The organism is Microvirga terrae, assembly GCF_013307435.2.
Lineage (GTDB): Bacteria > Pseudomonadota > Alphaproteobacteria > Rhizobiales > Beijerinckiaceae > Microvirga > Microvirga terrae.
This window is the reverse complement of the sequence record NZ_CP102845.1, coordinates 3340834-3354240: the sequence shown is the minus strand read 5'-3', so window position 1 is coordinate 3354240 and position 13407 is coordinate 3340834. Positions and strand designations below refer to the sequence as shown.

Sequence of the window (13407 nt, the reverse complement as noted above, 5' to 3'; positions counted from 1 at the left end):
GTCATCCAAGCGCGATGGCGTGAAAGAAGCTGCCCGTGACCAGCCCACGACGATGCCCAGCGGTTCCGAGATCATTGCCTTCCGCGTCCGTGATCGTCGCGAAGGCCGCGTCCTGGGAGGCGTCGCTCCGGATCACGGACGCATAGTGGAACTCGTGGCCGACAAGACGCTGGCTGGCTGCTCCCATGATCCCGTCCCGGGCGAGACAGGCAACCCGATACCCGAGATGCATTCGGCGTTTGGCAAAGCTCGTCTCGACCGGTAGGAGACCGGCCATGGGGTGCGTGCGGCCGTCTCCGTCCTCAATGGATTGGCCGAGCACCATATAGCCGCCGCACTCGCCATGGACCGGCCGGGTCTCGGCGAAACCGCTCAGTCCCTCACGGAAGCGCCTTGCTTCCGCAATGCGGCCTGCGTGAAGCTCGGGATATCCACCCGGCAGCCAGCAGACGTCGCACCCGTCCGGCGGAGGTTGGTCGGCAAGCGGCGAGAAAGTGATGATTTCCGCTCCCGCCTGACGCCACCCCGAGAGCACATGCGGGTAAACGAACGAAAAGGCCTGGTCCGAGGCCAGAGCGATGCGCTGGCCTGGGGGCGGCAGGCTCGTCGCATGGTTCGGAGGTCCAAGGCGGGTCGGGCGGGCGAGGGCGACGATCCGGTCGATGTCGAGCGCGGCTTCAACGGCATCTGCGAGGCGTTCGAGGCGTGCGTCGAGTTCGTCCGTCTCGCCGGCCTGCACGAGACCGAGGTGGCGCTCCGGAAGGGTCAGATCGCCGTTGCGCATGACCGCACCGAGAACCGGCAAGCCGATCCGTGCCATGCCGTCCTCGACCAGCCGCCGGTGGCGGTCGCTCGCGACCTTGTTCAGCACCACCCCGGCCACGTCGATCCTTGGATCGAACCGGGCGCAGCCGAGCGCGACGGCGGCTGCCGATTGCGCATGGCCGGACACGTCGAGGACGAGGATGACCGGCCAGCCGAACAGGGCCGCGATGTCGGCGCTGGCGCCGGTGCGGCCGGTCTCGTGGCGGATCCCGTCGAAGAGGCCCATGGAGCCTTCCGCGATGATGAGATCGGCCTCCTGGCCAGCCTCGGACGCGAGGGTTTCCAGCAACGGTGTGCTCATCGCGAAGCTGTCGAGATTGAAGCTCGGTGCGCCGGTGGCGGCAGCGTGGAACGCGGGATCGATGTAATCTGGCCCGCATTTCATGCCGCGCACCACCACGCCCTGGCGGGCCAAGGCACGCTGGAGCCCGAGCACGACCGTCGTCTTGCCCGAACCGGAGCGTGGTGCCGCGATGAGAAGTCCGGGACCGACGTTCACTGCGCGGCCTCGCTGCCGAACTCCAGGAGGTGATTGACGATAGCCGAGCGGAAGGCCGCGATCGCCCCGATGGCGACGATGGCGGGTGATCGGATGAGCCCTTCTTCCGCGAGCCTCGGCAGGACCTCAAGGGTCCCTTCCACGATACTTTCCTTTCCGGTCGTTGCACCGTGCACCGCGATGGCCGGCGTATCCCCTGCAAGTCCCCCTGCCAGGAGCCCTTCCACAATGGACGGTAAGCTCGAGACAGCCATGTAGAGCACGATGGGAGCACCCGTGCGGGCGAGCGACGTCCACTCGATCTGAGCGTCGGGCGCCGCGTGACCGGTGGCGAGGATGACCGCATGGTTCGTCCTGCGCATCGTTGCCGGGACACCGTGAATCGCGAGGGCCGCAAGGCCGCTGGACACGCCCGGGATGATGCGGAACGCAACGCCGGCGTCGGAGAGAGCCAGCGCTTCCTCGCCGCCGCGACCAAAGATGAAGGGGTCGCCGCCCTTGAGCCGCAGAACCCGCTTCCCATCGCAGGCCAGCTCGATCAGCCGTTCGCAGATGTCCCTCTGAACGGCAGAGGGCTTGCCCCCGCGCTTGCCGGCGAATTCGAGCACGGCTCCTTCGCGGGCGAACGACAGGACGGCCGGGTCGACGAGGGCGTCGTAAACGATGACGTCCGCGGCTGCGAGCGCGTTCATGGCATGTATCGTAAGAAGGCCAGGATCGCCCGGGCCGGCCCCGACGAGCCAGACCGTTCCGGGAGCGAACGGGGGCGAGAGGCGGGACAGGGAGGTCATGCGAGCCTCCGGCCCTGGACGGCATTCACGGGATGGCTGTTGGAATTCATGGGGACGATGTAAGAGGGCGTATGGACGAGAGTAAACCCGCCGGATCGCTGCGCCGTGGCTGGACCACGGGCGCCTGCGCCACGGCAGCGGCCAAGGCGGCTTATCTGGGCTGGCGGACGGGCGATTGTCCCGATCCCGTCGAGATCGCGCTCCCGGGCGGAGCACGGCCGGCCTTCTCCATCGCCTTGAGCGAGGTCGCGGAGGAGGGCGCGCGGGTCGGTGTCGTGAAGGATGCGGGCGATGACCCTGATGTGACGCACGGGGCCTTGGTGATTGTGGCCGTCCGTATGGGGGCGCCGGGCTCGGGTGTGACGTTCCGGGCGGGCGAGGGCGTCGGCACGGTCACCCGGGCCGGCTTGCCCCTGCCGCCGGGCGAGCCCGCCATCAATCCGGTCCCGCGGCAGATGATCCGTGACAACCTGGAGGAAGCCGCGCGCAGCGCCGGTGGTCCTATGGATATCGAGGTCGAGATTTCGGTTCCAGGCGGTGAGGATCTTGCGAAGAAGACCCTCAACCCGCGCCTCGGCATCCTGGGCGGGCTCTCGATTCTCGGTACCACGGGCGTGGTGGTTCCCTATTCCTGCTCGGCGTGGATTCACAGCATCTATCGGGGCATCGACGTGGCCCGCGCCGGGGGGCTCGACCATGTGGCGGGCGCGACCGGCTCCACGTCCGAGAAGGCCGTGCAGGTCCTGCACGACCTGCCCGATCATGCCCTGATCGACATGGGCGATTTCGCCGGCGGCATGCTGAAATACCTGCGCCGCAATCCGGTCCCGCGGGTCACGATCGCGGGCGGCATCGCCAAGATGACGAAGCTCGGCCAAGGCCTGCTTGATCTCCATTCCCGCTCCGGCGCGGTCGATCTTGCCTGGCTGGCCGAACGCCTCGTCGAAGCGGGAGCGGACCTGTCCCTCGTGGGACAGGCTCTCGGGGCGAATACAGCTCTGGAAGTGCTGGAAACCGCGAAACGCCTTGGCCTTCCGCTCGGCGACGTGGTCGCGCAGCATGCCTGGCGCACGGCCGCCAAGGCCCTGGGCGGTGCCACAATCGCCCTCGAGATCGCGGTTTTCGACCGCGACGGCCAACTCGTCGGTCGCATGCCGTTCCATCCGGTCGCCTGACGCCCAGCGTTTCATAGACTGTCCTTGCGGGCGCCAGGACGGAAACGCCGGTCGTAATCGGCCGAATAGAGCGCGCTGTCGCGAAAATCCCCTGCGTCCAATGTCCGTCCCACCAGGATCAGCGCCGTCCGCTCGAGCCTTTCGGCGCGCGCCATGGCGGCGATCGTCTCGAGGGTCCCCTTGATCACACGCTCGTCGGGCCAGGAGGCGCGCCAGACCACGGCGGCCGGGCAGTCGCCGCCGTATGCGGGCAATAGGTCCTCCACCACCTGTTCGATGACGTGGATGGACAGATGAATGGCGAGCGTTGCCTTCGTCTGCGCGAAAGTGGCAAGCCGCTCCGCCTCCGGCATGGCCGAGGCGCGGCCCGAGGTTCGTGTGAGCACCAACGATTGGCCTAATTCCGGCACAGTCAGTTCGCGGCCTAAGGCTGCGGCTGCGGCTGCGAAGGATGGGACGCCCGGGGTGATCGTGTAGGAAATGCCGAGCGCCTTGAGGCGCCGCAGTTGCTCGCCCATGGCGCTCCAAATCGAAAGATCGCCGGAATGGAGCCGCGCCACATCCTCGTCGGCCTCATACGCCCGGACGAACTCGGCCGTGATCGCGTCAAGATTGAGGGGCGCGGTGTCGACGAGCCGAACGCCGGGCGGGCACCAGGACAGGATCTCCGGCGGAACGATGGAACCGGCATAGAGGCAGACGGGGCAGCGCTCGATGAGGGAGCGGCCGCGCACGGTGATGAGATCGGCGGCGCCGGGACCCGCTCCGATGAAATGGACGGTCATGAGCCAGTCTCCAGGCGTGCGAGGGCACAGGTGGCGGATTGCGATGCAATACGGTCGAGGACGAGTTCGGCGCGAGGTCCTGCAGCTGCGAGGGCCGCCGCTTCCGCAACGGATCCGACGCCATGGGCAGCGATCGAGCGAGCCGAGTGCGTGTGGATGCGAGGAGCCGCTGCGGACAACTCGGTCTTCTCGACTGATATCGCAGCGACCGCAAGCGACTGAGCAGCCTCCTCGAACGCCGGCAGGTCAGCAAGAAAATCGAGAGTCGCCAGCTTGGTCAAAGCCTCGCGTGCGAGTGCAGCCTGCTCGAGCGCCTGCTCCACGAGAGCCACGATTTCTGCGGCGGCGACGCTGCGTCGGAAGCCAATCCCTGCCACGATCATGGCTTTGTCACCGTCCATTGCGTGACAGGCATCGCGGCCCGCCAGCCGTGCATGCCTCCGACCGGTCCGAGGCGCGAGACGGCAAGGCGGCGCATGGTGCCGCCATGCTGCGCATAGAGAGTGCCGAGAAGCGTTTCGGTTTCCAAAGTCACTCCATTGATAACGAGCCGCCCGCCGGGTTTCAACGCCGCCCATGCGGCCTCGGAGACGCCCGATTCCGAGGCGCCGCCACCGATGAAGATCGCATCGGGCGCCGGCAGATTGGTCAGGGCTTCCGGTGCGCGCCCGATGCGAATGTCCAGATCCGTCGCGCCGAGATCGAGGGCATTGCGGCGTGCGCGCTCGGCACGCTCTGGCCGTTCCTCAATCCCTATGCAGCGGTTGCGCGGATGGCGCAGGCACCATTCGATCCCGACGGAGCCGGCACCCAGCCCAATATCCCACAAAAGCTCGCCCGCTCTCGGAGCGAGGGCCGCAAGAGTGAGGGCACGAATCTCCGCCTTCGTGAGCTGACCGTCATTCTCGAAAAAGTCATCGGGCAGGCCTGGTGCGAGCGCCACGACGCGCGCATCCTTTGCGGGAACGACCTTGATCGCAATCGTGTTGAGTGGGTCGATTTCACTGATGCCGAAGTCGGCAGCCGTGACCCGTCGGTTGCGCTCGCGCGGGCCGCCCAGGGCTTCGCACACGGTGATCGTCGACTCTCCGAAGCCGCGTCGTGTCAGGAGATCGGCGACCTTGCCCGGTGTCGAGCCGTCCCATGACAGAGCCAGGATACGGGCGCCCGGCTGCAGATGGGGAATGATCCGCTCGAGCGTGCGGCCATGCAGGCTCACGCAGTCGCAGTCGGGCAGAGACCAGCCAAGGCGTGCGGCTGCCAGACTGAAGGCGGAGGGATGCGGGAAGCAGGTGATCTCCCCCGCCGGGATCAGGCGTGCGAGCTCGGCACCGACGCCGTAATGGAACGGGTCTCCCGTCGCGAGAACGCAGGTGGGCCGGCCGCGCCGGGCGAGGATCATCGCGTAGCCGTCCGCGAAGGGGCTCGGCCAAGTGATCGTTTCTGCGGTCACGGGAGCGGCTAGGGCAAGATGGCGCGCGCCGCCGATCACGACCTCCGCCTGATCGAGAGCCGCCAGCGCCGCACGGGAGAGCCCAGCGCGCCCATCTTCGCCGATGCCGACGATCGTGAGCCAGGGGCTGCCCGGCGCCATGCTCGACTCCGGCTCAGAATTCAGGGAAAAGGAGCTCATGCGCATCCTCATTCTGGGCGGCACCACCGAGGCCTCCGCGCTCGCAGCGCGGCTTGCCGGCCGGTCCAAGTTCAGTCCGCTCCTGTCCATGGCCGGTCGCACCAGCGATCCCCGTCCCATGCCGGTTCCCACCCGAATCGGCGGCTTCGGCGGCGCAGCGGGTCTCGCTAGGTTTCTGCAAGATGAGGGGATCGAGGCTGTCGTCGATGCGACGCATCCCTTCGCCGCCGTGATCTCTCGAAACGCGGCCGAGGCCTGCCGACAGACCCACGTGCCGCTCCTCGCGCTGCGCCGCCCGGCCTGGACCCGGCAGGAGGGTGACCACTGGATCGAGGTCTCGTCCATGGAGGCGGCCGTCAACGCGCTGGGTCAAGCCCCTCGTCGTGTCTTCCTGACCGTTGGCCGTCTCGAACTCGCTCCCTTCGCGGTCGCGCCGCAGCACACTTATCTCGTGCGCACCATCGAGCCTATCGGCAATGCTCTGATGGCACCGAACGTCGCTGCCATTCAGGATCGTGCACCCTTCGACGAAGCGGCCGAGCGCCTCCTCATGGAGCGCGAGCGGGTCGACGTGGTGGTGACGAAGAATTCCGGCGGCGCGGCGACGTATCCGAAGATCCTGGCGGCGCAATCTCTCCGCTTGCCGGTGATCGTCGTGACGCGTCCGCAGAAGCCGCTCGATACCGAGGAGGTCGCGACCGCCGATGCGGCGCTCGATTGGCTGGAGCGTGTTCACGGCCGAATTCCATAGAACCGTGGCGTGTAGACCCATGGTTCCTGGTTCGCGATCCGCTCGATCAGGCGCGTGGTGGACGCGCCGATGATGATCATGGTCGACATGTCGGCCATGGACGCCTCCGCCTCCGCGAGCGGGAGGATCCTGACCCGCTCGTCGCGTCGGCCCACCGCGCGGGCAAGGATGATGGGCGTGCCAGGGCTACGAATCTCCGAGGCGATCGTGAACGCCGCCCCGAGTTGCCAGGGGCGGGCGGAGGAGATCGGGTTGTAGAGAGCCACGACGAAATCGGCCGCGAGGGCGGCCCTCAGGCGGGCCTCGACAACCTCCCAGGGCTTCAGGTTGTCCGAGAGCGACATGGCGCAGAAATCGCCGCCGATCGGCGCGCCGACTCGGGCCGCCGCGGCGAGCATCGCCGTGATGCCGGGCTCCACGCAGATGTCGAGGCCGCGCCAAGCCGGATCGCCGTTCTCGACGGCCTCGAACACGGCCGCCGCCATGGCGAACACCCCTGGATCCCCACCGGACACCACGGCCACGCGGGCGCCGTTCGCCGCGAGATCGAGGGCGAAGCGGGCACGGTCAAGTTCGACGCGGTTATCGGAGGCGTGCCGGCGCAGGCCGGGCCGATCCTGCACGCGGTCCACATAGGGACCGTAGCCGACGATGTCGGTCGCGGAGGCGAGGGCCTCGGAGGCGGCCGGCGTCAGGTAACGCGGGTCGCCCGGGCCGAGACCTACGATGGTGAGAAGGCCCGTCATACGCGCCTCCCTCGGCCCGGCACGATGATCAGGGAAAAGTACGGGGCCTCGAAATTGTCAGGCAGGTCGGGCAGAGGAACGATCCTCTCTTGGGCCATGGTGGCGCGCTCCACATAGATGGCGCGCTCGAACAGGCCGGTGGATCTGAGGACCGCCCGGACCTTCGGCAGATGGCTTCCGAGCTTCATCACCACGGCGGCGTCGGTGCCGGAGAGGCGGCGCGCCAGCTCCGGCTCGGGGAGGGTGCCCGGTACGACGGTCAGCACGTCGTCACCCCAGGTGATCGGCGCGCCAGCGCGGGTCCAGGCACCTGACATGGCGGTGACAGCTGGTACCACTTCAATCGACAGGCGGTCTTTCAGACGCCACCAGAGATGCATGAAGGAGCCATAGAAGAAGGGATCGCCTTCGCAGAGCACCGCGACGGTGCGGCCCGCCTCGACCTCGGCGAGCAGCATTGCGGCCGCTTGCTCATAGAACGGATTGAGGGCCGCCGCATAATCGGGATGATCGGCCGGGATCTCGGTGGTGACCGGATAGGCGAGGGCGATCTCGCGCTCCGGGCTCGGGCCCACGATGGTGTCTGCGATGGTCCGCGCGTTGCCGCGCCGTCCCCGCTTGCAGAAATGGACGAGCCGGTCGGCGCTCTCCAGCACCCGGCGGGCGCGCACGGTCATGTAGTCGGGGTTGCCGGGGCCGAGGCCGAGGCCGAAGAGGCGGACGGGATCCTGCATGGTCATCGGCTTACTCGACCGGGTTCGCCAGGGCATTGACCGCGGCGGCCGCCATGGCGCTGCCTCCGCGCCGGCCGTGAACGACGAGATATGGAACGCGGCGGTCCTGGGCGAGCGCCTCCTTGGATTCCGCCGCCCCGATGAAGCCGACCGGGATGCCGATCACCGCGGCGGGCTTGGGCGCGCCGGCATCGAGCATGTCCAGCAGATGGAACAGGGCGGTCGGTGCGTTGCCGACGACCACGAGGGCCCCGTCGAGCCGTTCGCGCCACAGCTCCAGGGCTGCGGCCGATCGGGTGTTGCCGTGCTGGCGGGCGAGGTCGGGAACCCGCTGGTCGTCGAGGGTGCAGATCACGTCGTTCTCCGCCGGGAGGCGGGTACGGGTGATGCCGTTCGCCACCATCTTGGCGTCGCACAGGATCGGCGCGCCACGCTTGAGGGCGGCTTCCGCTGCGTCAGCAAAGTCGGGCGAGAGTTCAACGTCCTTCGGCAGGTCCGTCATTCCGCAGGCATGAATCATGCGCACGACGACGCGCTCCGCCGTACCGGAAAAGCCGGACAGATCCGCCTCCGCCCGAATGATGGAAAAGGAACGGCGATAGATCTCGGCCCCGTCCCGGATATAGGCGCGGCTCGTCATCGAGCGCACTCCGGAAACGCGCCGCTGAGGTCGGCAGAGGTCTTGGCAGGCATCAGGCGGGTCATGATCTCGTCGAGTGAGAGGTGAAGCAGGGAACCGTCACGGGGCGAGCCGTCGGGTACGATGTCATAGCGGCCATCTGGGCGCCCGACCAGCGTCAGATCGGCGCTGCCCGGATGGGCGCAGCCTTTCGGGCATCCCGACACGTGAAGGGTGACGCCCTTTGCCAGGAGGTCGGGGCAGGCGGCGGCGAGCCGGAGGGCATCGGCGGGCGCGGGAGTCGCAGCGCCGGCGCAGTCCGGCCGGCCCGGGCAGGCGATCAGGGAGAGGCGGGGATCGCCGGCATCGGTGATGAAACCCGCCGCCCGGGCTTCCTCGAGGAGCGCCGGCACAACTGCGTCCGACAGTCCCGGCACCAGGATGCCCCGTGTGAAGGACAGGCGGATCTCGCCCGTCCCGAAGCGCTCGCTCCACGCGGCCGCCTGTGTCAGCGGCCCGGTGCCGCAGCGGCCGAAAGGCAGGGCCAGAAGCACGGCTTTGCCGCCCGAGGCGGCGAGGATTCCGGCGCGCGGGGCCGCTTCGCGCCTGGGCGTCGGGGATCCCGCAGCCAGACCCGCGGATGCCGCCAAGCCTTCCAGGACATCCAAGCCGAGATCCCGCAGACGCCGCGCCTCGGTCTCGCCGTTGCGCCGCATGGCGGCGAAGCCCGCGAGGATCGTGCGGACCGCTCCCGGCGCGTCGGCGAGGCCGGCCGTGCCGATCCCGCGCAGGCCCCCGGACGAGGGCACATCGAATGCAACGGTGCCGGTCTCGCCCGCCGCCAGGTGAAGGTCCGCCCCGATGTCGCCGAGAGCCATGGCGCCACCGCCATCGACCGAGATGAAGAATTTGGCCGGCAATCCGCCCCCGACCCCGTCCAGGCTCTCGATCGCCTGGGCCAGGGTGGCGGCGTCGAAGCGCTCCAGCGGGTCGAGACCGGCCAGCGGCGAGAGAACCGTCAGGCGGTTCGGGCCGTCGCCTTCGGGCTCGACCAGACCTTCCCGGTCGAGGAGGGCGAGCAGGCTGGGGTAGGTCTCGTCGCTCACGCCGCGGATCTGCAGGTTGCCGCGGGCCGTGATGTCGAGATGGCCGTTGCCATGGGCGCGGGCGGCTTCGGCGACCAGGCGGGCCTGATCGGCCGTGAGCCTTCCGGCGAAGGGATGCAGGCGCACGAGCAGGCCGTCGCCGGTCGCCATCGGGCGGCGCACGCCCGGGCACCAGCCGCGGCGCCTGTCGCTGACGGGCTGCGGGCTCATTCGGCCGCCTCCTTCCGTTCATCCTCGAAGAAGGCTGCCACCGAATTGAGGCGGCTCTGCCACAGGCCGCGGCGACGGGCGTCGGCGAGTCGCGCCTCGATGGCCTGCGCGGCCGCCGGGTTGAAGGTTTCGATCGGCTCCCAGACGGTCTGGTCTGCGATCAGGGCCGTGAAAACGAGATCGAAGGACGACGGCGGGACCGCATCCGTGGTCGCCGCGAAGGCGAAGAGCGCATCGACCGCCTGGGCGATCTCGGCGGCGCCGCGCCAGCCGTGCCGCAGTTGGCCGGCGATCCAGCGGGGATTCGTCAGGCGTCCGCGGACGAGGCGGTCGACGTCCTCCGCCAGGGTGCGGGCCTTGGGCTCCTGAGGCCGGCTCGTGTCGAGACTGTAGACGGCCGGGGCGGCGCCGAGCGACCGGGCGGCCGCCGCGAAGCCCCCGACGGAATCGGCGGCGGAATCCCCATCGAGAAGATCGCGCTCGGCCACGTCGCTCACATGAATGAAGGCCTCGGCCTGCGCAACCCGCCGGGGGAAGCTGTGGTCCTCCCGCACCCCGCCGTCCGCCGTGAGCGCATGGGAGGTGCCGTCGAGATAGGTGCGGCCGAGATCGTCTCTCGTGGCCCATTCGCCGTCGAGCGTCTGTGCCGACACGCCGGCCCCGTAGGTGCCGGGGGCGGAGCCGAAGACGCGGGACGCCGCCTCGCCGCGCCGGCGCGCGGCGGCGAGCGCATTCCACTCGTCGTCCTCGTCGAGGGCCGCGACCGCGCGGGCGGCGCCGTCGAGCAGCGCGATCTGGTCCGGGAAGGTGTCGCGGAAGGCCCCGGAGACCCGCAGGGTCACGTCCGCGCGCGGCTGGTCGAGGAGCGGCTGCGGGACGATCTCGAACCCCGTCACCCGCGTCGAGGCATGGTCCCAGGTCGGCCGCACGCCCATGAGCGCCAGCGCATGGGCGATGTCCTCGCCGCCCGAGCGGAGGGTGGGGGACGCCCACAGATCCATGACGATCCGGCGCGGCCAGTCGCCTTCCTCCTGCAGGTGCCGGCGCACCACTTCCGCCGCGGCCCGCTGACCGAGTTCGGTGGCGGCTCGGGTCGGGATGGCCCTTGGGTCGAGGGTCGCGAGGTTGCGCCCGGTGGGCAGTACGTTGGTCTGCCCCCGCGACGGCGAGCCCGACGGGCCTGGCACGACGAAGCGGCCGTCGAGAGCCTTCAGCAGGCCCTCGCGCTCGCCAGTCGCGCAGGCCTCGAGCCCGGCGGGAGCGCGGCCGAACACGTGCAGCCCGTCGCGGATCGTCACCTCGCCCAGGTCGCAGAGATGGGCGTCGAGGCGCGTCAGGGCCTCATCCATGGGCATGCCGTCCGCGACACCGCACGCTTCGGCAAGCCCGCTCGCCCTGGCGCGCTCCAGGATCTCGCCCGCCACGAGCGCGGCCCGGCCCGGGTGGAGCACCTGGGCGGAGGAGAACTCCTCGACCAGCTCGCGCAGGGCCGCCGCCTCGCCGTGCTGTCCCGCCTCGGCGGTCTGCGGCGTGAGATGGCCCACGGTGACGGCCGCGATGCGGCGCTTGGCCGGTGCGGCTTCGCCCGGATCGTCGACGATGAACGGATAGATCACCGGCATGGCCCCGATGGCGAGACCCGGCCAGCAGGCGCAGGACAGCGCCACCGCCTTGCCGGGCAGCCATTCGGTGGTGCCGTGGGTGCCGAGATGGACGAGGGCGTGGATGCGCTCGAGCGTCCGCAGGCCGAAATAGAAGGCGAGATAGCCGTGGCCCGGCGGGCATTCGGGGTCGTGGTAGACGCCCTTTCGGTCGCGGCGATGGCCGCGGTCAGGCTGCAGGGCCACGAGCACGTTTCCGGCGCGGATCGCGCGGAAGCGGAAGGCGCCGTCCGCGAAGGCAGGGTCGTCCGTGGGAACACCCCAGCGCCCGTCGATGGCGGCGCGCTCGCCCGGCGCAAGCGTGTCGAGCCACGACAGGTAGGCGGCGAGTGGAACGGAAAATGACGGCTCGCCTTCGGTGAGACGCGGCATCAGGTCGGCGGCCGTGACGTTCCGCTCGGCCCCGTAGCCGGAATCCTTGAGGAGATCGAGAATAGCGCAGGCGCTCGCCGGCGTGTCGAGCCCGACTGCGAAGCCGGCGCGTCCGCCGCGCGCGGGATAATCGGACAGGACCAGGGCGAGCCGCCGCTCGTGGCGCGGCGTGCGGGCGAGGCGCACCCAGGCGGCCGCCCTGTCGGCGACGGCATCGATGCCGGCCGGATCGGGCGCTTGGGCGCGGCGCGAGAAGGCGAGCGCCGGCTCGGCGGGCTCCTCGGTCTTGAACGAGATCAGTCCAGCCGCGATGCGCCCGTCGAATTCGGGCAGGGCGATCTGCATGGCGAGATCGGCCGCGGAAAGGCCGCGCGGCGACGCTTCCCAGGCGTCCTTGGCGCTGCCGACCGGGAGCGCCTGCAGGATCGGGCAATCGGCCTCGTCGAGCACGAAATCCTGCCCGTCGCGCGACGAAAAGGCGGTTGTGGTCACGATGATGTCGGGACAGCGTGCCCGGATCGTGCGCCGGACGACCGCGACGGCTTCCGGATCCTTCAGGCTGGAGACGGCAAGGACGAGCGGCCCGATGCCTCGCCGGGCGAGCGCGTCCGACAGGGCCTCGACGGCCCGCGTGTCGCCGGAGAGAATGGAAGAGCGGTAGACCACGAGATAGGCGAGAGGACGATCCCCGGGGAGGCTGGCGAGGATGGATTCCGGGACCGCGATGCTGTGCGCTTCGACCTCGCAACCCTCATTCCCGGTGACCGCCGCATCATAGACTCCCACCTCCGTCCTGGCCGGGCTCGTCCCGGCCATCTCAATCGGAAGAACGCCGGGCTTCGAAGGATCGGGATCATCGGGACAAGCCCGGCCATGCCGTGAGGTGGCTGTTGGTCCTCGGGGACCCAGTCTCTCGCGATCAGGTCCGTAAGCGGAACTTCCTTCGACGGGCGGTCTCGGAAGCACCCAAGCGAACGCACGCGGCGCCGCGCGAGGCGGCTCCGCCGTATCGGACAGGCCGATCTCGGCCCCGATGCGGGCCAGCAGCCGTCGCATGTTGTCGATGCCGCCAGCCCGGAAATAGGCGTCGAGCTCATCGCAGAGCGCCGCGGGAACGGTGGCGTAGGCCGAAAGCCGCGGGTCGGGCCGGTCGTCGCCCGGCAGCACCGCGAGCTTCACGCCGTGGGACCGGCAGGCCCGGGCGAGGTGCTCGATGCCGTAGCGCCAATAGTCGAGGCCGCCGAGGCAGCGCACGAGCACGAAGCGCGCCTTCGCGGCGGTTCTCTCGACGTAGAGGTCGACTGAGAGCGGATGGCGCAGGCGGCGCAGTGAGGCGAGGCGGAGCGAGGCTGTGCCCGCCGTCAGGCGGTGGGCTTCCGCCAGGGCGCCGAGGTCGCTGTCCGCGAAGGACAGGACCACGACATCCCCCGGCGGCTGCTGGAGGTCGGTGGCCTCCTGGCCTTCGTCGAGGGAGATCGCCGTGACCGGGAGGAGGTGCAT

12 protein-coding genes are annotated in these 13407 nt (G+C 69.5%); 2 read left to right on the top strand and 10 right to left on the bottom strand.

Annotated features, from left to right (window positions below; all coding sequences use genetic code 11):
• Position 1: 1 nt before the first annotated feature.
• Both HPT29_RS15785 and cobA read right to left on the bottom strand, forming a co-directional pair.
• Positions 2-1324 (bottom strand): cobyrinic acid a,c-diamide synthase CobB, encoded by a 1323-nt coding sequence (locus HPT29_RS15785; RefSeq protein ID WP_173949145.1) that lies wholly within the window; start codon positions 1322-1324, stop codon positions 2-4.
• Positions 1321-2115 (bottom strand): uroporphyrinogen-III C-methyltransferase, encoded by a 795-nt coding sequence (gene cobA, locus HPT29_RS15780; RefSeq protein ID WP_173949146.1) that lies wholly within the window; start codon positions 2113-2115, stop codon positions 1321-1323. The genes HPT29_RS15785 and cobA overlap by 4 nt, the downstream gene beginning before the upstream one ends.
• A gap of 71 nt (positions 2116-2186) precedes the next feature.
• Between cobA and HPT29_RS15775 the strand changes: the two genes are divergently transcribed.
• Positions 2187-3290 (top strand): cobalt-precorrin-5B (C(1))-methyltransferase, encoded by a 1104-nt coding sequence (locus HPT29_RS15775; protein WP_173949147.1) that lies wholly within the window; start codon positions 2187-2189, stop codon positions 3288-3290.
• A gap of 11 nt (positions 3291-3301) precedes the next feature.
• Here the strand turns inward: HPT29_RS15775 and cobM are convergent, their stop codons facing one another.
• The 3 genes from cobM to cbiE are packed head-to-tail and all read right to left on the bottom strand — an operon-like array spanning position 3302 to position 5708.
• A complete protein-coding gene (cobM, locus tag HPT29_RS15770; protein WP_173949148.1) occupies positions 3302-4075 on the bottom strand; it encodes a precorrin-4 C(11)-methyltransferase in 774 nt (257 codons plus the stop codon).
• The gene (locus tag HPT29_RS15765; protein ID WP_173949149.1) at positions 4072-4476 is read right to left on the bottom strand and encodes a cobalamin biosynthesis protein; all 405 of its coding nucleotides are present in this window, start codon (positions 4474-4476) and stop codon (positions 4072-4074) included. Before HPT29_RS15765 ends, cobM begins: the two co-directional genes overlap by 4 nt.
• Positions 4455-5708 (bottom strand): precorrin-6y C5,15-methyltransferase (decarboxylating) subunit CbiE, encoded by a 1254-nt coding sequence (gene cbiE, locus HPT29_RS15760; protein ID WP_247654675.1) that lies wholly within the window; start codon positions 5706-5708, stop codon positions 4455-4457. The genes HPT29_RS15765 and cbiE overlap by 22 nt, the downstream gene beginning before the upstream one ends.
• Here cbiE and HPT29_RS15755 point away from each other — a divergent pair.
• Positions 5707-6459: a cobalt-precorrin-6A reductase gene (locus HPT29_RS15755; RefSeq protein WP_173949150.1), complete on the top strand. Its 753-nt coding sequence runs from the start codon at positions 5707-5709 to the stop codon at positions 6457-6459. The two genes, cbiE and HPT29_RS15755, sit on opposite strands and share 2 nt — an antisense overlap.
• Here HPT29_RS15755 and cobJ read toward each other — a convergent pair.
• From cobJ to cobN, 5 genes are read right to left on the bottom strand one after another with little or no spacing between them, the layout of a single operon-like run.
• Entirely contained in the window at positions 6441-7205 is a 765-nt protein-coding gene (gene cobJ / locus HPT29_RS15750; protein WP_173949151.1) for a precorrin-3B C(17)-methyltransferase, read from the bottom strand. The two genes, HPT29_RS15755 and cobJ, sit on opposite strands and share 19 nt — an antisense overlap.
• Complete coding sequence (locus tag HPT29_RS15745; protein WP_173949152.1) at positions 7202-7945, bottom strand: precorrin-2 C(20)-methyltransferase; 744 nt, start codon at positions 7943-7945, stop codon at positions 7202-7204. Before HPT29_RS15745 ends, cobJ begins: the two co-directional genes overlap by 4 nt.
• A 4-nt stretch (positions 7946-7949) precedes the next feature.
• Positions 7950-8579: a precorrin-8X methylmutase gene (locus HPT29_RS15740; protein ID WP_173949153.1), complete on the bottom strand. Its 630-nt coding sequence runs from the start codon at positions 8577-8579 to the stop codon at positions 7950-7952.
• Entirely contained in the window at positions 8576-9874 is a 1299-nt protein-coding gene (gene cobG / locus HPT29_RS15735; protein WP_173949154.1) for a precorrin-3B synthase, read from the bottom strand. The genes HPT29_RS15740 and cobG overlap by 4 nt, the downstream gene beginning before the upstream one ends.
• Entirely contained in the window at positions 9871-13407 is a 3537-nt protein-coding gene (cobN, locus tag HPT29_RS15730; RefSeq protein ID WP_173949155.1) for a cobaltochelatase subunit CobN, read from the bottom strand. Before cobN ends, cobG begins: the two co-directional genes overlap by 4 nt.

Coding starts and splice junctions, on each gene's coding strand:
- cbiE (WP_247654675.1), bottom strand. CDS start 5,708: ATGAGCTCCTTTTCCCTGAATTCTGAGCCGGAGTCGAGCATGGCGCCG.
- HPT29_RS15745 (WP_173949152.1), bottom strand. CDS start 7,945: ATGACCATGCAGGATCCCGTCCGCCTCTTCGGCCTCGGCCTCGGCCCC.
- HPT29_RS15755 (WP_173949150.1), top strand. CDS start 5,707: ATGCGCATCCTCATTCTGGGCGGCACCACCGAGGCCTCCGCGCTCGCA.
- cobG (WP_173949154.1), bottom strand. CDS start 9,874: ATGAGCCCGCAGCCCGTCAGCGACAGGCGCCGCGGCTGGTGCCCGGGC.
- HPT29_RS15765 (WP_173949149.1), bottom strand. CDS start 4,476: ATGGACGGTGACAAAGCCATGATCGTGGCAGGGATTGGCTTCCGACGC.
- cobN (WP_173949155.1), bottom strand. CDS start 13,407: ATGCACCTCCTCCCGGTCACGGCGATCTCCCTCGACGAAGGCCAGGAG.
- cobA (WP_173949146.1), bottom strand. CDS start 2,115: ATGACCTCCCTGTCCCGCCTCTCGCCCCCGTTCGCTCCCGGAACGGTC.
- cobM (WP_173949148.1), bottom strand. CDS start 4,075: ATGACCGTCCATTTCATCGGAGCGGGTCCCGGCGCCGCCGATCTCATC.
- HPT29_RS15775 (WP_173949147.1), top strand. CDS start 2,187: ATGGACGAGAGTAAACCCGCCGGATCGCTGCGCCGTGGCTGGACCACG.
- HPT29_RS15740 (WP_173949153.1), bottom strand. CDS start 8,579: ATGACGAGCCGCGCCTATATCCGGGACGGGGCCGAGATCTATCGCCGT.
- cobJ (WP_173949151.1), bottom strand. CDS start 7,205: ATGACGGGCCTTCTCACCATCGTAGGTCTCGGCCCGGGCGACCCGCGT.